Annotated in this window: 19 protein-coding genes; 8 read left to right on the top strand and 11 right to left on the bottom strand. The window is 43.8% G+C overall.

Features of this window, described 5'->3' with window-relative positions; all coding sequences use genetic code 11:
- Nucleotides 1–126: 126 nt before the first annotated feature.
- Genes L6466_RS14305 through L6466_RS04305 form a run of 6 tightly spaced genes read right to left on the bottom strand, consistent with a single transcriptional unit; the run spans nucleotide 127 to nucleotide 6,095 of the window.
- Complete coding sequence (locus L6466_RS14305) at nucleotides 127–486, bottom strand: DUF2752 domain-containing protein (protein WP_431356508.1); 360 nt, start codon at nucleotides 484–486, stop codon at nucleotides 127–129.
- 59 nt (nucleotides 487–545) lie between these two features.
- Nucleotides 546–782 (bottom strand): hypothetical protein, encoded by a 237-nt coding sequence (locus L6466_RS04325; protein ID WP_237801965.1) that lies wholly within the window; start codon nucleotides 780–782, stop codon nucleotides 546–548.
- 47 nt (nucleotides 783–829) lie between these two features.
- On the bottom strand, nucleotides 830–2,017 hold the full coding sequence (locus L6466_RS04320; RefSeq protein ID WP_237801966.1) for an SUMF1/EgtB/PvdO family nonheme iron enzyme: 1,188 nt from the start codon (nucleotides 2,015–2,017) through the stop codon (nucleotides 830–832).
- Between the two features lie 49 nt (nucleotides 2,018–2,066).
- Nucleotides 2,067–3,479, bottom strand: a complete 1,413-nt coding sequence (locus L6466_RS14270; RefSeq protein ID WP_284438423.1) for a protein kinase domain-containing protein — start codon at nucleotides 3,477–3,479, stop codon at nucleotides 2,067–2,069.
- A gap of 6 nt (nucleotides 3,480–3,485) precedes the next feature.
- A complete protein-coding gene (locus L6466_RS04310) occupies nucleotides 3,486–5,324 on the bottom strand; it encodes a PP2C family serine/threonine-protein phosphatase (protein ID WP_237813085.1) in 1,839 nt (612 codons plus the stop codon).
- Nucleotides 5,325–5,333: 9 nt separating this feature from the next.
- Nucleotides 5,334–6,095: a vWA domain-containing protein gene (locus L6466_RS04305; protein ID WP_237801968.1), complete on the bottom strand. Its 762-nt coding sequence runs from the start codon at nucleotides 6,093–6,095 to the stop codon at nucleotides 5,334–5,336.
- A gap of 146 nt (nucleotides 6,096–6,241) precedes the next feature.
- Here L6466_RS04305 and L6466_RS04300 point away from each other — a divergent pair, with 146 nt between their 5' ends.
- The gene (locus tag L6466_RS04300; RefSeq protein ID WP_431356493.1) at nucleotides 6,242–7,675 is read left to right on the top strand and encodes an IS4 family transposase; all 1,434 of its coding nucleotides are present in this window, start codon (nucleotides 6,242–6,244) and stop codon (nucleotides 7,673–7,675) included.
- 44 nt (nucleotides 7,676–7,719) lie between these two features.
- Here L6466_RS04300 and L6466_RS04295 read toward each other — a convergent pair whose 3' ends face one another.
- Together L6466_RS04295 and L6466_RS04290 are read right to left on the bottom strand one after the other, a co-directional pair.
- The gene (locus tag L6466_RS04295; RefSeq protein ID WP_237801970.1) at nucleotides 7,720–8,397 is read right to left on the bottom strand and encodes a vWA domain-containing protein; all 678 of its coding nucleotides are present in this window, start codon (nucleotides 8,395–8,397) and stop codon (nucleotides 7,720–7,722) included.
- A gap of 103 nt (nucleotides 8,398–8,500) precedes the next feature.
- Nucleotides 8,501–9,319, bottom strand: coding sequence for a M48 family metallopeptidase (locus tag L6466_RS04290; RefSeq protein ID WP_237801971.1), 819 nt, complete (start codon nucleotides 9,317–9,319; stop codon nucleotides 8,501–8,503).
- Nucleotides 9,320–9,626: 307 nt separating this feature from the next.
- On the opposite strand from L6466_RS04290, the gene L6466_RS14230 reads away from it, so the two are divergent.
- The gene (locus L6466_RS14230; RefSeq protein ID WP_255779751.1) at nucleotides 9,627–9,749 is read left to right on the top strand and encodes a hypothetical protein; all 123 of its coding nucleotides are present in this window, start codon (nucleotides 9,627–9,629) and stop codon (nucleotides 9,747–9,749) included.
- A 303-nt stretch (nucleotides 9,750–10,052) separates the two neighbouring features.
- On the opposite strand, the gene L6466_RS14225 is transcribed toward L6466_RS14230, so the two are convergent.
- Together L6466_RS14225 and L6466_RS04285 are read right to left on the bottom strand one after the other, a co-directional pair.
- Entirely contained in the window at nucleotides 10,053–10,187 is a 135-nt protein-coding gene (locus L6466_RS14225) for a hypothetical protein (RefSeq protein WP_255779752.1), read from the bottom strand.
- A 59-nt stretch (nucleotides 10,188–10,246) separates the two neighbouring features.
- A complete protein-coding gene (locus L6466_RS04285; RefSeq protein ID WP_237801972.1) occupies nucleotides 10,247–11,290 on the bottom strand; it encodes a toll/interleukin-1 receptor domain-containing protein in 1,044 nt (347 codons plus the stop codon).
- 783 nt (nucleotides 11,291–12,073) lie between these two features.
- Between L6466_RS04285 and L6466_RS04280 the strand changes: the two genes are divergently transcribed.
- The 6 genes from L6466_RS04280 to epsC all read left to right on the top strand — a co-directional run bounded on the left by L6466_RS04280 (nucleotide 12,074) and on the right by epsC (nucleotide 19,152).
- Nucleotides 12,074–12,412, top strand: coding sequence for a type II toxin-antitoxin system MqsR family toxin (locus L6466_RS04280; RefSeq protein WP_237801973.1), 339 nt, complete (start codon nucleotides 12,074–12,076; stop codon nucleotides 12,410–12,412).
- A 15-nt stretch (nucleotides 12,413–12,427) separates the two neighbouring features.
- The gene (locus tag L6466_RS04275; RefSeq protein ID WP_237801974.1) at nucleotides 12,428–13,429 is read left to right on the top strand and encodes a type II toxin-antitoxin system antitoxin SocA domain-containing protein; all 1,002 of its coding nucleotides are present in this window, start codon (nucleotides 12,428–12,430) and stop codon (nucleotides 13,427–13,429) included.
- Between the two features lie 82 nt (nucleotides 13,430–13,511).
- Complete coding sequence (locus tag L6466_RS04270) at nucleotides 13,512–13,883, top strand: thioesterase family protein (RefSeq protein ID WP_237801975.1); 372 nt, start codon at nucleotides 13,512–13,514, stop codon at nucleotides 13,881–13,883.
- A 458-nt stretch (nucleotides 13,884–14,341) separates the two neighbouring features.
- The gene (locus L6466_RS04265) at nucleotides 14,342–15,880 is read left to right on the top strand and encodes an AAA family ATPase (protein ID WP_237801976.1); all 1,539 of its coding nucleotides are present in this window, start codon (nucleotides 14,342–14,344) and stop codon (nucleotides 15,878–15,880) included.
- A 140-nt stretch (nucleotides 15,881–16,020) separates the two neighbouring features.
- Nucleotides 16,021–18,213, top strand: coding sequence for a glutamine synthetase III family protein (locus L6466_RS04260; RefSeq protein ID WP_091819083.1), 2,193 nt, complete (start codon nucleotides 16,021–16,023; stop codon nucleotides 18,211–18,213).
- Nucleotides 18,214–18,237: 24 nt separating this feature from the next.
- A complete protein-coding gene (gene epsC, locus L6466_RS04255; RefSeq protein ID WP_091819082.1) occupies nucleotides 18,238–19,152 on the top strand; it encodes a serine O-acetyltransferase EpsC in 915 nt (304 codons plus the stop codon).
- A gap of 59 nt (nucleotides 19,153–19,211) precedes the next feature.
- Here epsC and L6466_RS04250 read toward each other — a convergent pair whose 3' ends face one another.
- Complete coding sequence (locus tag L6466_RS04250) at nucleotides 19,212–20,345, bottom strand: MFS transporter (RefSeq protein ID WP_237801977.1); 1,134 nt, start codon at nucleotides 20,343–20,345, stop codon at nucleotides 19,212–19,214.
- Between the last annotated feature and the right edge of the window lie 57 nt (nucleotides 20,346–20,402).

The following is a 20,402-nucleotide window of genomic DNA, read 5'->3' as shown; positions in this document are numbered from 1 at the left end:
CTAGCAACAATATCCCGATGAAAGTTCTACTAACATACTTGTCCATCTGAGGAAGAGCAAGCACTTTGTAATAGTATATAAGCAAACCGTATGGAAAAAAAACACAAATGCTATAAAAGAGTAAAATCATGACGCAAGAATTTTAGGAATATTACGAATTATAAAACATATAAGGTATCCTAGCAAAAAGAAGAAACAGGTAACATTATATGAATGTTGGTATTTAAATAATCTTAACACACAGAACAAAACTACACAAAACATCACATATATAAGAAACTGATTTTGCATTAGGCACTCATTCCATTGCCCATGCAAAAGATAGAACAAAGCACGTTGAGTACCACATGTAGGGCATTCTAGTCCCATCAACAATTTGAATGCACAAACAGGAGACCATTCTGACCAAGCATTATAATGATAATATGCGTAAGTACTAATGGTCAATACAAACAATGTACAAATGCCCAATCCAACTTTCTTCATAATATTATTGTATGGACGTATAAGACAATGCCCTATACGCCCACTATATTACAATGTGATTAATCAAATGCTCCGGTAGCCGCCAATATTATCAACAGAACATAAAAAGCAATAACCACTCCCCAACTGATTTTTATGCGAGATACGCATTTCTCGACCTCTTCATAATCACCAATTTTCAAACGACGTTGTAACTTCATCCCTTGTAAGCAGGTGTAAATACCAAGCGGCATGCAGAATAAAATCATTGAGCCACCTAAGCCTGCCCACATTTGATACTTGAAATTTTTAGACATAATAATAACCCTGTTTTGTGTCGGGCGCAACTTTTATAGAATTACCATTAACTACCATAACTTAATGCTAACCTTAATCCAAGGTTTGAACTCCTTGTTGAAGGCAATGCTTTATTCCGGACATATACTCTGCATTTCGCCTCATTTTCGTACCAACTCCCTCCTCGCGCGACACGCATAATTCCTGTTGTAGGTCCTTTGGGATCTATCAATTTTCGATTGGGATAGCTGGCATAGAAGTCTTGACACCATTCATTGACATTTCCACTCATATCGTAAATCCCTAGTTCGTTTTTCATTTTCTGCTTCACAGGGCTTGTTCCATTATTGTTATTTTCACTATACCAAGCGACATTCCAAACTTCAGAACTACCAGCGTACATTTCTTCTGGGTTTGAAGCTCTTCCCCTGGCGGCGAACTCCCATTCTGCTTCTGTTGGAAAGCGGAAATGATGATGCGTTATCTCTCCTAGTTTTTTTAGGAAATTATGACATTCGTCCCAACTAACAGTTTCAATCGGGAGTAATGCACCTTTGTAATGTGAAGGATTATTACCCATTACTATTTCCCAAAGAGATTGAGTAACCTCAGTTTCACCAATATAATAATCTTTCAATAATTGGACCTCATGAGCAGGAAAACCATTGCCTCGATTTGTGGTACCCATTACAAATTTCCCTGCCTTTACTGGCATCATGTTAAACTTGATTCCATTAACAACAAATTCTAAAGGTTTCCCTTTAATAAATGGAAAATGAGACGGTTCTAGAACTGTCACACCTTGTACCTTTGGAGGTTTTGGAAAGAGGGGCTTAGGATCTAGATTAGATGGTACAGCTGGATAACCTATTAATCCTTTCAACTCATCTACAAGTTGCTCTACTGGATAATCACTCATAGAGCGCTGATTTATATTACCCAACAAGAAACTTAATCTAGGAGGTAATTGAGTGTTGTCTATCATATATGGAACTATCTGTCTTTGATTGTTATCCGCAAAAAGCACCTCACGCTTTGTCCACTTAGAACGATATGCATTAGAACTTCCTAACAACAAGAAAACCTTGCTGTCCATAATTCTATCTGACAACACATCAATCCAATCTTCGCTAATATGAATATCACTTGTATCTCTGAAGCAGCGCAGTCCAAATTTTTCCAGAGTCCGTTGAATTTCTTCTGCGAGCCTTATATCAGTCCGCGAATAACTTATGAAAATGTCGTACTGTTCCATATTGATAAGAAGATAGTAGTGAGTAGCTAAACTACTCACTACGATTTGATTAACTTGATAATCCTGCAATAAAACCAATTACAAATGCAATGCCCAGAATCCACCATATAGCAACAGCCCACTTATGCTGCGTATCTTTAAATGAATCCCAACTATCCCAATCCTTGGCTTCCCATGCCCATTTTGTTCCATTGGCACCTAGAACTATACATATAATCAGAGATACTATCCACCCTATATAAGGAATAAAATTGCAGATGATAAGCACTAAAGGCCAATATACGCCATTGCCGAGTCCCCATATCCAATTGAGGAAGAATGCGCCCCAATTCCATTTCCCCAATTCGCTTTCCGTAGGATGTAACGGTGTTGGGGTTGGCCTTGGTGCCGGCTTCGGCTTTGGAGTAGGCTGGGGCTTGGGGGCCGGTTGCGGTTTTGGAACAGGCCGAGGTTGGGGGATGGGTCTAGGCTTGGGTACTGGTATTGGTCCTGCATTTTTTACTAATGCATGAATACACTTTCCCCATTCTTCTGCACCGGGACGATTAGAAGGGCTGTCCGAAAAAGCACGAAGGAATAAATCTTGAAGTTGCTTTGGAAGCACTTTGAATTTGTCATGTAACTCCGGATAGGACTTTATCTTATGGCTATTGACGCCAAAGGGGAACAGATTCTGAGATATACTTTGATATATTTCATTACTATCAGCATCTTGCTGAACCCATGGGGTCACAACAAACGGATGTAACCCAAATAAAATTTGATAAAATACGACACCTATTGCAAAATAATCCCAAGATTTATGTAGCAAAGCATTCTTTGCTTTTCCAACACCTTGATTATAGTATTCTGGAGGCATATAATTGGGAGTCGCGGCCATACCCGCATGCAACAACCTGTTACCCTCAGAAATTTGGACGCTATCCATGTCTACAATTGTAACACGTCCATCATGTGTTATCAATACATTCTCAGGTTTGAAGTCTTTTAAAACATATTTGCCAGTAGAATGAAGAATATGAATAGGAATAGCTATATTGCATATAAGCTTCATTCTTGCTACCAACGCACTTTTACCATTTGCACGGTCGTATCTGTCATGCCACCCGGAATCCAATTTCTTGCTTAGCTTCGTAGCTGTTAATGTAATTAATTGCTTACTATTTGGAAATGCAAGAGGCATTACAAACCCCAAAAACTTTCCGCCTGCATCAGTTACATAGTCCAAAGGCCAACCTATCAAAAAACCTATTCCATCTACTTTTGCAGGTGGGTTGGAAATCATATACTTTATTTTTTTTTCTTGTTCTGGCGTACGTTTCTTTTGGTAGTATATTTTTACACAAATATTCTTAAATCTTGATGGTCCGGAAACAATATTACGAACTTCTCCCTCTCCACCAGAAGAAAAAGCATCATTTTTGAGGACTATCTTTTCATGTTTTGACGTGTATACTTCCATATGCTACTACATATATAGGGCTCCCAAAATCATAGTTTTATCATCTGTCTCTTTCTTAAAAGACTTATTGCCTTCTTTGATAAAATTGTACCATTTTTCTTTTCGCTCTTCAAAAGGTGTATTTTCTTTCCTAAAAAGTTGTAATGTCTCTAGCAGAGAATCGAAGAATGTTCTATGGGGCATATTGGGATCATAGTACTTTCCTATCGACTCATTATATTGATTACATAGCCAAGATGTACCTTCACATCCGTCACTCATCAATGTGAATGCCGAAACCTGTTCTCTTACTATTCTTGACTCAGGAACTGTTACACCAGACATCTCGTAGAACTGAATATTCCAAAAATCAGATGGTATAAAAATCGTTTGATTAGCTTCTTCACCTTTATGGGGTGTAATCAAAGAATGCCACTCTCCATTCATGTCTTTGTATCCGGCTCTTCCATCTCCAATATGCACAGACAACAAACCAATCGGAGAATGAATTATGACTATTATTGTTGCACTTAAGTCTTTTATGTCACATTTGTTATTTTTTGCCAATAGTTCAAGTTCATTTCTTACCGTCTTCAATACTTGATATGACATTTTCATCCATTCAATATCCGATGGAAGAGTTTCATTTTCAATCCATCTTTCTTTTTCAATAAGATCTTTAAAATGAACCATTGCGCGTGCGACTGAAGCAGCAGAGCCTATATGAGACAATTGGGCAGAACCAGCCCCATCAGAGGTAATCGCAATACCCCATCCATCTCTAATGTATTCATATGCATGGCTATCTTGACAAGGCAAATCCATACTTACGTGCCCATTACCTTGAACAGAGGCTCCAATAATAATCCATTCATCTGCATCTACAGCAGTGCTCTTTCCTTTCGGATCAATTGGTTGTGATTTTTTTTTCGGTTGGGGCTTGGGGGGAGGAGGTGTTTCTTGGTCTGCTCCTTGTAAGCCGTTTTCCTCGCTTTGAATACTTTCTTTCCTATTCTCTTCCGCAACAACTTCAATTGAGGGTTTGCCAGCTTCCAATGGAGAATCAGCATCTATCTTTTCTTCATCCTGCAAATCCTCTGCATCAATAATAACATTATTATGCATTAACATTGAATACAATTTATTTATATATGAAACTATTATCTTCCATTTCCTAATGACGATTACAATTAATAAAATTGTGAGAATCAAGCCGATACACCATTTAAATAGTGTTATTAGGAAAGCTTTGATTGTATATAATAATCCTTGACCCATATTTTGATTCTTATTATCTTCTATTGATTTGTTTTCCTTTGTTTTGCCATCCTGCTTTTTTACGTTATTAGATGAGACTTTCTTTCTTGTGGATGAAACAATTTCTGAAAAACGGCCAGAAGGATATGCTTTTGCATATAGCTCTAGTGTTGAAGTCGTATCTTCATTGAACGTATTGCACTCTTTTGTGAGATCATCTATTTGCAGAATGTACTTACGAAAAGTATCTTCTATCTGAATTTCTTTTTGGGGAAAGAATATTGATAACCGATACTGAAAATCTCGACGCATTTCACGCATTTTTTTCCAATATGTTAATACGTCTTTACCGTCCAGCGGTTTTGCAACCGCCATCAGGGTAATTAACGTGTCTTGTTCGGCAATAGCATCTTTAAAAGCTTTTAGGCTAGAATTTGAAATACTGTTTAGGACAGAATCATTTTTTAAGCCAACAAATTGGCAAACAGTTCTAACCATGTCTGTTCTAATTGCTCCATAGCAATCTATGAGTACAGAATCGTTTAGCTGTGCCCATATATTATTTGCGCATAACAACAAACTAAAAATAACTAGAAAATGCTTCCTCATATGACCTTATTATATTGTAAATGAATCCATCCAATCCGATGCTCCATTACTTAAATCCACTTTCTGACCTTCATCAGCAGTTACAACAGTTCCCATGCTTGCACTTAGCCACTTAAAAAACGAACTAAACTTTGCTCCCTTTAATTTCATCGCAGGAATATTGCCTTGGATGCTTTGAAGTATAGACATATTAGCATTATCTACACCAATAGGTAGAAATTCATAACGTTTATCTGCTGTATCTTGTTTAATCCGCTGCGCTAAATTCTGGATGTCCTGCCCCTCATTAGGTTCACCATCTGTCATCAGAATTATCCATGGGCGGTAGTAAGGCTGATTTGTTGTTTTATACCATTTTTTTCTTGCAGCTACCATATCAATCGCTTCATAAACAGCATCAACAAGGGCTGTATCTCCATCAGCCATCAGTTCTGGCACATGACAATTAGATACAAGAGCGGGCTCTTGAATTGTTGTCACAAAGTCGTTAAATGTAACAACTGACAATTCCAATCGCTGACTAGTTGTGTCATCTTTTTCTATCTCATCATAAAAGGCTCTTAAACCTTCATTGAGATTATCCAATTTGGAGATTCCACCTTCTACAACATTATATGTTTTACCATCAACAAAAATAGTTTTTCCTGTATCTACAGTTCCAGTATTATCAACTATTTCGTTCATAGAGCCAGAAATGTCTAACACAAGAACACATAAGCATTTTTGCTCATAGTTTTCAGCAACCTCTGCTGAGAAATCGTTTTTCGCCATGACTAATTCACTAAAGTTTCGCAAGTGATGGCGCACCTGCATAATTTAACATAAAATAGGAATAAAAAAGGCTTCGAAGTTTGTGTAACTCACAGGAAATGAGTACCTTTATAATCGCCAAAAAATAAAGTTCAAACTTAGAAGCCGTGAGCAAAGGTACAACAATTATTTCAGATTTGAGAAGCTTTTTCTCAGAAAATGAGAATAACCGTGCAATTAATGCGATTATGAGAGTGATGGAGTGCATAAACATACGTCCGGAGCAGATAGGGACAGAGAAGAAAGAGAACTGCAAGTTCACGAACGTGCAGGTCCTTAATCTTTTGATGCTGTTCCCTTTCTTCGTCGTCAGGAATGCATACCGGTACTCTGGCTCTTCATTAAGCCGCTTGTTCTGTTGTGAGAAGGACATGTTCTATCGTTTTATGAATGATGGTGATATCAAGTGGCGCAAACTGCTGTATGCGATGAACCTCCAGCTGCTGCGTAAGATCAGCCGTAGCACCGAGGCTGAGCATGACAAGCCTGTCTGCCTGATTATCGATGACACAGACGCTCCAAAGAGTGGTCGCAAGAGTGAACTTATCGGCAAGGTTTTCTCTCATATCCAACATAAGAGCATCCTCGGCTACAAATGTCTGACGCTGCTTCTGTGCGATGGCATGAGCCAATTGTTTCTCGATTTCTCGCTTCATGGTGAAGAAGGCTGTAATCCTGACAAGAAGCAAGGGTTGACGGACAAGCAACGCAGTGAGCGTTTCTCTGCCGACTATACGGGGCAATGTGTTGAGGAGCGCATAAAAGAATACACCATGAAGAAGACTGACAAGGCAATCGAGATGGTGAAGTACGCTATCAAGCGTGGAATACGTTTCGACTATCTGCTGGTTGACAGTTGGTTTACCAGTGCAGACTTCGTTCGCCTGATTACCAGCCGCCACATCAAGTGTCATTTGATTGGTATGATAAAGATTGGAAAAACCAAATACCACACCCAGTGGGGTGATTTGACTGCTAAGCAGATTATCAAGAAGCTCCAGAAGCAGGGCCTCACCAAACATAACAGGACACTCAGATGTACCTACTGCACCATCGATGTGAAGTTTGCAGGTACCACCGTGCGTTTGTTCTTCTCGAAACGAGGCAGGAATGGGCTTTGGAATGGATTGCTCACTACGGACCTCTCGCTTAGTTTTCTCAAAGCATACAGGACGTACGCTATCCGCTGGACTACCGAGGTGGCTTATCACGACCAGAAGCAACTGCTCGACTTCGGCAGATGTCAGAGCGTACACTTCTCTGCACAGATTGCCAGCTTTACGCTGATCATGATGCAGTACAACATACTTTGCACGGTGAAGCGGTTTGAAGCCTACGAAACCGTCGGGGCGCTCTTCCGTGATACCACTGGCAACACTCTCGAGCTGTCCGCTTCGGACAGGATATGGGAACTTATATTGGACACCATCCTGGAAATCGCAGAGATGATCTCTGCCGATGCCAGTGAACTGCTTTCTGCGGTTATTGATGCCAATCCTAAGTTCCATAAGCTATATCAAATGTATAAATTAGTCGCTTGATGAATGAATATTCACTTGCGAAAGTTCAGTAATTCATTTTAGAGTTAAATTGTAAATGCCGCCATCCAATCGTCTGCTCCCGCTGACAAATCAACTTGTTGGCCTTCTTCTGCTGTAACGACTGTACCCATACTTGCACTTAACCATTTAAAAAATGAGCTAAATTTTGTTCCTTGCAGTTTCATGGGAGGTATATTACCCTTGATTTTATCTAATATTTCCATTTTTGCACCTTCAACACCAATAGGAAGGAATGCATAACGTTTATTCGCTGTATCCTGCTTGATTCGTTGAGCTAGCATGTCGACATCTTGGTCTGAATCAGGTTCTCCATCTGTCATCAGAATTATCCATGGGCGGTAATATGCCTGACCAGTGGATTTGTACCACTGTTTGCGAGCAGCAACTTTATCAATTGCTTCATTTACAGCATTGACCATGGCAGTCGATCCGTTTGCCTCTAATTGAGGCATTGTGAAGTTCTCAACCAAGGCAGGTTCTTGTACCGTTCTTACTATTTGGTTAAATGTAATCAGTGAAACTTCTAAACGTTGACTAGTTGTGTCATCCGTAGAAATCTCGTTGTAAAATTCTTGAAGACCTTTGTTCAACTCTTCTATAGGCTTTCCATACATGGAGCCAGACACATCTAACACTAAAACACACAAACATTTCTGTTCGTAATTCTCCGCAGCTTCCGCTGTAAAATCGTTTTTTGCCATAATTGTATATTTTTTTAATATTTCTAATAATTCAATAATAATTCCTCAACCTTAATTGTTGTCTTCCGATCTTGTGTTAAAGCAAGAATTAATAGTATGATTACTAGTGAGACATCATTATATTCTTTACATCACCCGAGTCAACCCAGTCAATTAACTGACCTGCCCTCATAACAGTCCAAGGGTGATCAGCTTGTGCTATAAGGATCAATTTTATGATTTTGTTCAGGTTCTCATAGTCAAGTTGTTGAAAATTCTTTGCTTGTTCCACAAATGATTTGGGGTCAATATTGCTGTATTCTTGAATCGGTAATCCAGACATCTTAATAAATGCGCTGACTGCGGCTTTCATATTCTGACAACATAACAAACCGGCTCTATCCGCTGTAAATTCTGACATTCTGCTCCAATAGTACAACGCAAATTTCAGTGGAAAAGCAACAAAATTTCCACCAGGAACCTCATCAATAATACTATTAATTATTTGAGCCATCATGTGGTAAAGCATATGATTTGACTTGATATGCCCGCATTCATGGCCTATGACAAACAAAATTTCATCTTCGCTACACAAATCAAGCAAGCCAGAATTCAACACCATAACAGGATTCTCAGAGCCTGTAGTAAATGCATTGATGTCATACCCCCATTGTACATATAATTCCGGCCTTCGATCTACATCTAATACGTCACAAGCATAATTTAGATAGTCATAAAGGCGAGGATAATTGCTTGCCGTAACTTTCAAATTACTACCCGTATATTGAATCGTGAAAATTTTCTCGACAGTATTCTTGGTTATAAACTTTCCCACGGTTTCCAATCCTGGAGTAGACTCAAGGGCATCAAGAGCTCTTTTGTCAAACGGGTGCTCATACTCATCATTTATAAGACCATGGAGAATTTTCTTATTTTTATTCATTTTTGTAATAATTTGATAGTTAAAACGCAGAAAATCCTACAACGTCAGCCTTATGACTGATCGTTGAGGATTTTTTTATACCCATTCAAACCTTGACGGATTCTTATGTAGTTGAGCGCAAGTGGTACATCCATATTTATTAAAATGGCATTCACCAAAATGCTCTTGTGATCTCCAACAAGAAGATTAAATTGTTATTGTATTTAGGTTAGTAGCTACAAGAAATAAAAAGAGCGTGAGATCCATACTCGATAAACGAAGTAAACGCCTTTCTACAAAATGTAGTGACTCTCGTTTTCCCTAGCCTATGCTCACTATTCCTAGCAGCATTGCCACTCTCGGCTCGGCGTGGTCTGTCAATCATCCTGTGGGCGATATCGGACTCTCCATCTATATCCCAGAGACTCTTGACGTTGAGAATCGGGGGTAAAATTAAGAAAAAAAATTAAAACAAAGAAGAAAATCACAAAAAAAAATAAAAAAAGAACAAAAAAAAGCGATTCCTGTCGCCAGAAATCACTTTATACATATTAAATATTAGTTATTTCACTCCCTTGTCATTGTCCTACCTCCTAGCATGGCAAACATTAAGCGAAAAACGACGATGGAAGCATCATAGTAAACGTAAATCAGTCGTACCGCGGACGGCTGTCAACTGAAAACAGTTTTTTATTATTAACCCGTCAACAGATTCTATTCGTAAGATAGAAAACTGACAACCTAAATCAGCGAACTACAGTTTATTAATATAGGTCTGCAAGGGCTCGCCATTAACTTTGAATAGTTCTTTGCCAATAATTGGAACAACCTCACTATTCATAATTGCTGAAACTAATATTTTCCAGCCACGTTCATCTAACTTGTTCATAATTAAAGATTACATTTTTGCGTTCAGTGGCATCCCATTAAAACGAGACGCTAGTATTATTACTTTTTCATTTTATAATTCGCAGCCTTTATAATTTGATTCGAGTATGCATTATGGAGAGAATATATACTGTCGCATAAAACGCTATCTCTTATTTGAAGTTCTATTTGAAGTTCGTCTACTAGCTCTTGATAATAATTCACTTCTTCAGATTTTGAATGCAGACTAATTGCAAAATAGAAGGCAAGCCCAAGGATACAAAGAACTAAAAAAGATATCGTTATATTATATCCATTAAAAATGCGAGCTATACCTGTATTCTTGTGAGAATTATCTGTATTATATGAATCCTTCTTCAAGCAATTCCGCTCATTAGTTAGTTGTTCAATCGTACCTGTAAGTTTCTGAACCTCGTCTTTGTGCTTCTTATATAGTGAGCCACTGTTTTCAATCATGTTCAATAATCGTTCTCTCTCACCCTCATCCTCAACATTCTGCACGCTATTTATTAATCGACGACGCTTTAATTCTGCATCACGTTCATCGTTATCGAGTTCTGCAGCAGAGAGTTCGATTTCTGAAATGAGTTTCTTCTGCTCCTGAAGCTTTTTCTTTCTTTCATTCTCTTTTTCCTTTTCCTGCTTTTCTTTTTCAAAATTCTGTATTTTAAGATATTCCAGAACAGAACCAACCATACGACTTATCGCCATATCAGGATTTACATTATAGTCGATATAATCCAACTTAGCAATAAACATAATAATTGAATCATTATAGGTAGATTCATCTATCCGGAATGGAATAATTTTCTTTTTATACATATAGGCAGCAGCAATCTCATTGCTTGTCCAGTCGGAAGCGTTGGATGCTGCAGACGATATAAAAAGAAAAACATCACAGGCTTTGATTGCTTTAGAAATCAGAGGGACGAATTCATCACCAGAATAAATACCCCTCTCATCTATCCAATATGTAATGCCGGCATTATTGAAGGCATCCATTACTTTAGATATTGCATTACCAGGGATGACCTGCTTATTGCTGTCCAAATAATCAAATCTGGAATAGCTAATGAATACTTGCTTTTCGTTTCTATCAGCCATATCTCGTTCATTGTTTTATAGAACAATAGGAGTATATTCCACTCCAAGCATTCTTAAGGGATTCGTTGTTTTAGGTTATTTCGGCTTCAAAAATACAAAAAAAATGTGAAAGACCATATAAATTGTAGAAAAAATTATCAAAAAAGATGACTTTTTCACTAAAACCATAAATTTGTGTAGTGACATAAAACACAAAATGGCACAAAAAAAGCGATTCCTGTCGCCAGGAATCGCTTTATACATATTAAATAATAGTTATTTCACTCCCTTGTCATTGTCCTACCTCTTAGCATGGCAAACATTAAGTGGAAAACGACGATGGGAACATCATAGTAAACTTAAATCAGTCGTACCGCGGACGGCCGTCAACTGAAAACAGTTTTTAATTATTAACCCGTCAATAGATTCTAGTCGTAAGATTTAAAACTGACAACCGAAATCAGCGAACTACATACTTTACTGTTAAGAAATGCTTTAGCCTGCTTTTAGGCTGCTATCACTCTGCTTCTAAGCTGCTTCCAAGCTGCATCTAGCCTTACTCACGAGTATGGCTAGAGTAAGGCTAGAGTAAGGCTGCAGTATGGCTAGACTATGGCAGTAGTATGTCTACAGTAAGGCTAAAGCGAGAGAAGAGCGAGAGTCACTGCCAGAAAAGCAGTACAGCAGATAATGAGAAAAAACGCCTATTTTTTACACTAAAAAGTTTGTTAGCAATAAAATTTTCCACCAAAAAGTGACACAATCACATTTTTTTTGTATCTTTGCACCAAAATATAACAACTAATGATAAAAACGAAGCAAGAAGTAGAGCAGTTTCTAAATCAATTCAACATCAAGTTTGATATATGGGGAATCTTCTACTTAGACAGAGATAAGAACGCAGAAGCACTAAAAGCACTTGGTATTACACCTAAGGCAAGAGACGAGATAGTACGCCAACTGAGCAGTGACGATTACGTGGAAACGCTGCCAGCCGACTTCTTCAATGAGATGTGGGTATTTGGACGAGATATGGACGGTACGGAGTTATATATCAAGATAGCTCTTGGACAGACAAACAGCAAAACGATATGTATCTCGTTTCATGTGGCCGAGCATCCTATCAAGTATGCAAATAAATAATAAGGAGGAAAAAAAATGGAAAAGTATGTTGAACTAAAAAGTCCATTCACTGGAGGAAAGGTAAAGGAAGTTAGTACAATCGAAGAACATGAGTTCCGGAAGGAGAAGTTCTCGGTTCATGTACGCTATTACGTTTGCGAGGATACCGGCGAGAAGTTTACCACGACCGAACAGGATGAGCTTCTGTTCAACGAGCTCTATTCCCAGTATCGTGTCAATCATGGGATACCATTCCCTGAGGAAATAAAGGGTATCCGACTGAGATACAGCCTTAACTACCAGCAAATCACCAAGATTCTCGGTTTTGGCGTTAATCAGTATGCACAATATGAAAAGGGACAGATGCCCTCTGAATCAAACGGGAAACTGCTTTCTGCAGCCATGAACAGAGCCTTCATGCTGCATCTGCTGGAAGACAGTCGGGCAGAGTTTGACGAAGCAGAATACGAAAAAGTATATCATGCTGTATACGCATCAGAAACGAGACCTGAGAGTGAAGTCCAGAAGCGCCTGATCTATCGGGGCATCCGCCGTTCCATCTATAATGGTTTCGGTGCCTTGAATGTCAGCAAAGTTTCGGAAATGGTAAAATTCCTTATATCCCAGGAAGGGGGCATCTTCCCTACAAAACTCAACAAAGCAATGTTCTATGCCGATTTCCTGAACTACAAGCAAAGAGGCATTTCCATCAGCGGACTAGAATACCAGGCTATTCAATATGGTCCTGTTCCTGTTCACTACGACACCATCTATGACAACATCGACGGTATCGACAAAGAAATCGTTATATCCCATAATATGGAGAGCACACGATTGAGTTGCCAGTCATACGATGCCAGCGTCTTCACATCAGAAGAGCTGGAGATACTAAAGTTGGTATCAGACAAGCTTCGTCCGATGACTACGCAGGAAGTCATAGAAATGAGTCACGTAGAAGAAGCGTGGAAAGACAACCGCGAAGGAAATCAGCTGATTCCTTATTCAGAGGCCTTTGACCTAAGATTCCCTCTGCTATAATAATTGCATTGAAAAGGTCATCAAAAGTCCACATTATTTCGTACCTTTGCAGCGAGAATGACAACACATAAGGATTTACAATATGATAGAGACAGGATTGAAATATACAAGTGAGTTGACGGTGACTGATGATGTCACAGCAGTAAAGATGGGTTCCGGCGATATGCCTGTGTTGGCCACTCCCGCCATGATGGCTTTGATGGAGAATGCGGCCATGAAGGCCGTTGCCAAGGAGTTGCCAGAGGGGAGCACCACCGTTGGCGGTCATATCGAGTCATCCCATCTCAGACCCACGAAAGTGGGCGACAAGGTGACTGCCACTGCAGAGGTGACCAAGGTTGACGGCAAGAAGATTACGTTCAAGGTGGCCGCCTACTGTGGCGACACCCTGCTTGGTGAGGGCACCCACCTCAGGTTCATTGTCGACAAGGAGCGGTTCATGTCGAAATTGTAGACATCCCCTACCCTAACCTCATCAAATGTTAAAATTAGACCGATTTCCGAAAAAATATTTGGAGGATATGGGGGAAATATATACTTTTGCCATCGTAAAACTATCACAACAATCAAAACAATTGTAACAATGAAAGGAACGATCAAGGAAATGATTTACTGCCGAGCGCGCTTTGGGGCTATGCTTCGAAGACGGGAGGTGCAGCAAAGCCTGGATGCAGGTTTTGGCCTTGCGTTTCTGCGTCCCGTTGCCAGCAAGCGACCTGAGGTCGGGCACGGTATCTGTGTTCTTTGACATATTGCTACAATTGAAGAAAGTATGTGATAGAGAACTCTGAGAAGAAAACTCTATGATAGTAAGGACGGATGCCCGCTGGGCATTTGTCTGAAGACTCTTGCGCCCTTTTTGCTAAGGGCATTCTGATGTGATTTTTGGTTGTTATTAAAGATGTTTATAGGATGAATAATTTTTTGATTGGAATAAGGAGACTTATCTACGGTTTTCAGAAACAGACAAGAGAGACCATTTGGCAATACATGGATGAACTGGCCACAAATTCGGATATATACTCTAAGGAACTGAAGGACTTCTGTCCGGAGGTTGCCAACGACAGACTATTTGTCTATGCCTCAAACCACAACCTGGTGGTGGTGCTGCTGGATACCAGTGGCAGGGAGGAGAAGACGGGGCCTGAGGCGCGTGTGAAGGCGGTGCTGAACATCATAGAGACGCGTCTGGAGAATAGCCGCCACTATGTGAGCCTGTTTGGCGTGGTACTCACGGGAAAGACGATAAAAGAGCCTGCTTTGTCGCCCCTCGACGAGGAGTTTGCCGAGATCAAGGTGTTTGACAAGATGACGAACCTGAAGCGCCGCAGGGTGAAGCTCTACGAGGACCGTATGCCGTACGGCAAGGTGCTGGTGGAGGATGCCACGAGTCCCTTCAACGACCTGTATGTGCCTATGGGCAATGAGGAGGACGAGGTGGACGAGGAGGATGACGACTACGACATGAACGACGCTGTAACAGGGGATAAGGAGGATGAGGATAAGGATGACGACGAGGACATCACATTCCCCTCGGGCGAGATAGAGCAGAACCTGAACCTGAGCGTGAAGGTGAAGATACTGCGTCCGATTCCCAATCCGCGAAAGGAACTGGAGAAACTGGTAGGTTGCGAGGACATCAAGCGGAGGATGGACGAGCTGGTGGCGCTGACGCAATACAACAAGATGATGCAGAAGTCGTTCCCCACGAGTAAGCAGCACGAGGTGTCGCTCCACAGCGTGTTCCTGGGCAGGCCGGGCACAGGCAAGACCACCGTCTGCAAGATATTCGGTTCACTGCTCCATCAGGCGGGGGCACTGTCGAAGGGCCATGTGGTGATGTGCGACCGCGGCACGTTTATCGGTACGCTATGGGGCGACGAGGAGCGCTCCATGAACCAGGTGCTGGAGATGGCAAAGGGCGGCGTGCTGATGATTGACGAGGCCTACCTGCTGAACGGCAAGCACGAGACGGACCCGGGCAAACTGGTGATACAGTTGCTGATGAACATCCTGGCCGACGAGACCCAGCGCGACATAGCCGTGGTGCTCTGTGGGTATAAGGAACCGATGCAGAAACTTCTGGACAGCAACCCCGGACTGCAGTCGCGCTTCCCCAATAAGTTTGAGTTCACGGATTTCTCCATCGAGGAACTGCTGGAGATTACCCGCAGGCGCGTGAGGGAGTACGAATATGAGTTTACCCCCGAGGCGTGGGACAAATACCGCGACGTGCTGGCAGAGGCCTATCAGCAGCGCGACCCGCAGACATGGGGTAATGCCCGTTTTATAGGCAACCTGCTGGACCGTATCTATATCCAGCATGCCAAGCGCTGCGTCAGGGAGCGTCCCACGGAGAAAGGTATGCTCCGCCTGCTCACCCCTGATGATATCTGTCAGATAGAAGTGCCCAAACCACGTCCCTCCATCGGCTTTGCCATCAGCCGGTGAGGGGCGTAGGCCTACTAAAAGCACTACCTCTGACCTACGGTCGAAGGTAGGCTGCACCTCGGAAATCAAAGAAAAATGACTTTTTCCTTTGTATTTCGCTCGGTTTGCACTACCTTTGCACCTAAATTTTAGAGAAGGCAATGGCAAACAACTTAAGATTTCAGGTAGTAGAAGAGGCGTTTAAGAAGCACGCCCTCGATGTGAAGGCGCCCTCAGAGCGCCCTTCTGAGTATTTTGGCAAGTATGTTTTCAATCGTCAGAAGATGTACAAATACCTGCCAAAGGACATCTACGACAAGATGATTGACGTGATGGATAACGGTGCCCGACTGGACCGCTCAATAGCCGACGCTGTGGCTGCAGGCATGAAACAATGGGCTCTTGAGATGGGTGTGACGCACTACACACACTGGTTCCAGCCCCTGACAGAGGGTACAGCCGAAAAGCACGATGCCTTCGTAGAGCACGACGGCAAGGGTGGCATGATTGAGAAATTCAGTGGCAAGCTGCTGGTTCAGCAGGAGCCCGACGCCAGTTCATTCCCCAACGGCGGTATCCGCAATACCTTCGAGGCACGCGGCTACTCAGCCTGGGACCCCACATCGCCCGTGTTTATCATCGACGACACACTGTGTATCCCCACCATCTTTATCGCCTATACGGGTGAGGCCCTGGACTACAAGGCTCCCCTGCTCCGTGCTATCCACGCCGTGAACAAGGCCGCTAAGGATGTTTGCCAGTATTTCTATGACGACGTGACCAAGGTGCAGGTGAACCTGGGCTGGGAACAGGAGTACTTCCTCGTGGACGAGGGTCTCTACTCTGCCCGTCCTGACCTGCTGATGACGGGTCGTACGCTGATGGGCCACGAGAGTGCGAAGAACCAGCAGATGGATGACCACTACTTTGGTACCATCCCCGACCGTGTGCAGGCCTTCATGAAGGACCTCGAGATACAGTCGCTGGAACTGGCTATCCCCGTGAAGACACGTCACAACGAGGTGGCACCCAACCAGTTTGAGCTGGCTCCTATCTTTGAGGAGTGCAACCTGGCCGTAGACCATAACATGCTGTTGATGAGTCTGATGAAGAAGGTGGCCCGCAAGCACGGTTTCCGCGTGTTGCTCCACGAGAAACCCTTCGACGGCATCAACGGTAGCGGTAAGCACTGCAACTGGAGTCTCAGTGCCGACAATGGCGTGCTGCTCCACGCACCTGGTACCACACCGGAAGAGAACCTGCGTTTCATCACGTTTATCGTGGAGACGCTGATGGCCGTATATCATCACAACGGTCTGCTGAAGGCCAGCATCATGAGTGCCACGAATGCGCACCGTCTGGGTGGCAACGAGGCTCCTCCCGCCATTATCAGTTCGTTCCTGGGCACACAGCTCACCGAGGTGCTGAACCATATTGAGACATCAGAGACCAACGAGCTCTTCAACCTGAAGGGCAAGCAGGGCATGGAGATTGACATTCCACAGATTCCTGACCTCGTGGTGGATAATACAGACCGTAACCGCACGTCACCCTTCGCCTTCACCGGCAACCGCTTCGAGTTCCGTGCTCCCGGTTCGAGCGTGAACTGCGCCAGTGCCATGATAGCACTGAACGCAGCGATGGCAGAGGCACTGAATTCTTTCAAGGAAAGAGTGGACGCCAAGATTGCCAAGGGAGAGGACAAGATACAGGCGCTGCTTGAGGTACTGAAGGACGATGTGAAGACCTGTAAGCCTATCCGCTTCGACGGCAACGGTTACTCTGAGGAATGGGTTAAGGAGGCCGCTAAGCGCGGACTGGATGTAGAGAAGTCGTGCCCCGTGATTTTTGAGCACTACCTCGACGAGTCAAGCATCAAGATGTTTGAGAGCACGAAGGTGATGAACAAGAAGGAGCTGGAGGCCCGCAACGAGGTGAAATGGGAGATGTATGTGAAGACGGTGCAGATCGAGGCACGTGTGCTGGGCGACCTGGCCATGAACCACATCATCCCTGTGGCTACACACTACCAGAGTAAACTCATCAAGAACGTGCAGGGCATGAAGGAGGTATTCCCCGCAGAGCGTGCCGAACGCCTGTCAACACGTAACATGAAGCTGATTGAGGAGATTGCAGAGCGTACGGAGAGAATAGAACAGTTGGTTGAGGAACTGACGGATGCCCGTCGTGTGGCCAACCGCATCGAGGATATCCACGAGCGCGCCATCCAGTATCACGACACCGTTTGTCCCCACATGGAAGCTATCCGCAAGGAGATCGACAAACTGGAACTGATCGTGGAGGACGGCCTGTGGACACTGCCCAAATATCGCGAACTGCTGTTTATCAGATAAGACAACCCAAACAGACTGACACAGATGGAACAGGACAAGCTGAACGAGGTGCTACAGAGAAACGTAGCCAAACTGTCAAAGCTATCGGAACGCGAGCGTGACATGATGCCCGCAGGTACAGCTCCGATGCCTAGTGTAGAAGAGGTAAGACGTATTGTGAGTCTGTGTAAGGACATCATCTTCACCGACTATTTCCACAAGCGTCAGAGTGACGAGAAGATGCGTTCTTACCATATTGGCGTGAGCATGGACGAGCTCTACAACCTGCTGAAGCGCCAGATAGCACGCGGCATGCAGTTTTGTGAGGACTGTGACTGTTCCGAGGAGCAGATACTCCGTTCGGCAGAAGACCTGGCCCTGCAGTTCATAGACCAACTACCCGAAGTGAAGCGCCTGCTCTATACGGATGTGGAGGCTATGTTCCAGAGTGACCCAGCTGCCACCAACTATGGTGAGGTGATTTACTGCTATCCCGTGATGAACACGATGACGCACTACCGCATTGCTCATGTGCTGCACCTGATGGAGGTGCCCGTCATTCCCCGTATCATCACAGAGCAGGCCCATTCAAGGACTGGTATCGATATCCACCCTGGTGCAAAGATTGGCGAATATTTCGCTATTGACCATGGCACGGGTGTGGTGATTGGAGAGACTGCCATCATCGGCAACCACGTGACATTGTATCAGGGTGTGACTTTGGGTGCCAAGAGTTTCCGCTACGACGAGAACGGCAATATGCTGAACATACCTCGTCACCCAATTATCGAGGACCATGTCACCGTCTATTCAAACGCTTCTATTCTGGGACGCATCACCATTGGTCACCACTCTATTATCGGTGGTAACATCTGGGTGACAAATGATGTGCCCCCCTACTCTCGCATCCAGCAGAGCAAGGCCGTGGACCTGTCGTTCCAGGGAGGACTGGGGATTTGAGATTTGAGATTTGAGATTTGAGAATTGAGATTTGAGAATTGAGAATTGAGAATTGAGAATTAAGAGTTAAGAGTTATATGCTTTCTTAACATCAAGGATGAGAGTATCGTTAGGAACGAGACCGCTAGCGACAAAACAAAGAAAGCGTTATAGCCCAACGCATACACCAAAGGACCTGGAACCAAGCATCCTAACAGCAGTGAGAGAGCCATGAGCGACTTGCCGCACTCGCGGTAGTGGGTGAGTTTCAGGTAGGACAGGTAGGCGGCGAAGCCCAGTCCGTAGGCCAACTGGTCTACCAGTACGCCGGCGCCCACCAGCAGCAGGTCCTCGGGTTGCCAGTAGCTGAGGGCCACATAGACCACGCAGGGTATCAGCATGCAGAGCGTCATGGGCATCAGGCAATGGTAGAGTCCGAAACGACGGACAGCCTTCCTGCCCAGGAAACCGCCAAAGGTCAGGGCCACGATACCCACGATACCCATCACGAAGCCAAACTCCTGGGGCGACAGGCCCACACCGCCATTGCGGAAGGTGTCTATCAGGAACAGGATGCTCACCTTGCCCACCATAGCCTGCGCAAAGGCGTAGAAAAGCAGGAAAAACACGCCGCGGTACCAGCCGCGCTGTTTCTGTGGCAGGGAGGGGGCGTCATCAGCCTCATCCGCACAACGTGTGCGGGGCAGTGTCCAGATGTGCCAGAAGAAGAGCAGCATGAAGAAGCCCGACAGGAAATAGAACAGCACGCGCCAGGCATAGAGCATGTCGTGGCGGTAGAATATCTGCAGGTTGCCTGCCAGCACCAGCAGCACACCCTGGCCCACGACCAGGGCGAATTTACGGAACAGTTCCTGGACAATGGAGTGATGAGGGGCTAAGGGGTGAGAACGCGAGAACTCGTCGGCCGCCACATTATGCAGGGCGGTGAGCCAGGATATCAGGACCAGCAGGCCCCACATGGCACCTTCCGCCGACAGCAGACAGGCCAGGAAGCCGAAGGCCGTGGCCAGGAGGAACTGCGTCAGCAGGATCCACAGACGGTAGTTCAGCACCCGGCCTACCCATGGTTTCCACCACACTTTCAGCACCCAGGGCAGGTACATCACGGACACGCCACACAGACAGGCACTCATGGTCAGGCCCATCTGGCGGAGCATCAGCAGTACAATGACAAAGATAACAACGCGTGGCATCCCCTTTGCGAAATACAAAGAGGAGAGCCATGGTGTCATTCTGCCCTGATTGCCCAT

Origin of the sequence: Prevotella communis, assembly GCF_022024175.1 — a bacterium.
Lineage (GTDB): Bacteria > Bacteroidota > Bacteroidia > Bacteroidales > Bacteroidaceae > Prevotella > Prevotella communis.
Note: the sequence above shows the minus strand (reverse complement) of the source record. Positions and strands in the feature narration are given on the sequence as shown.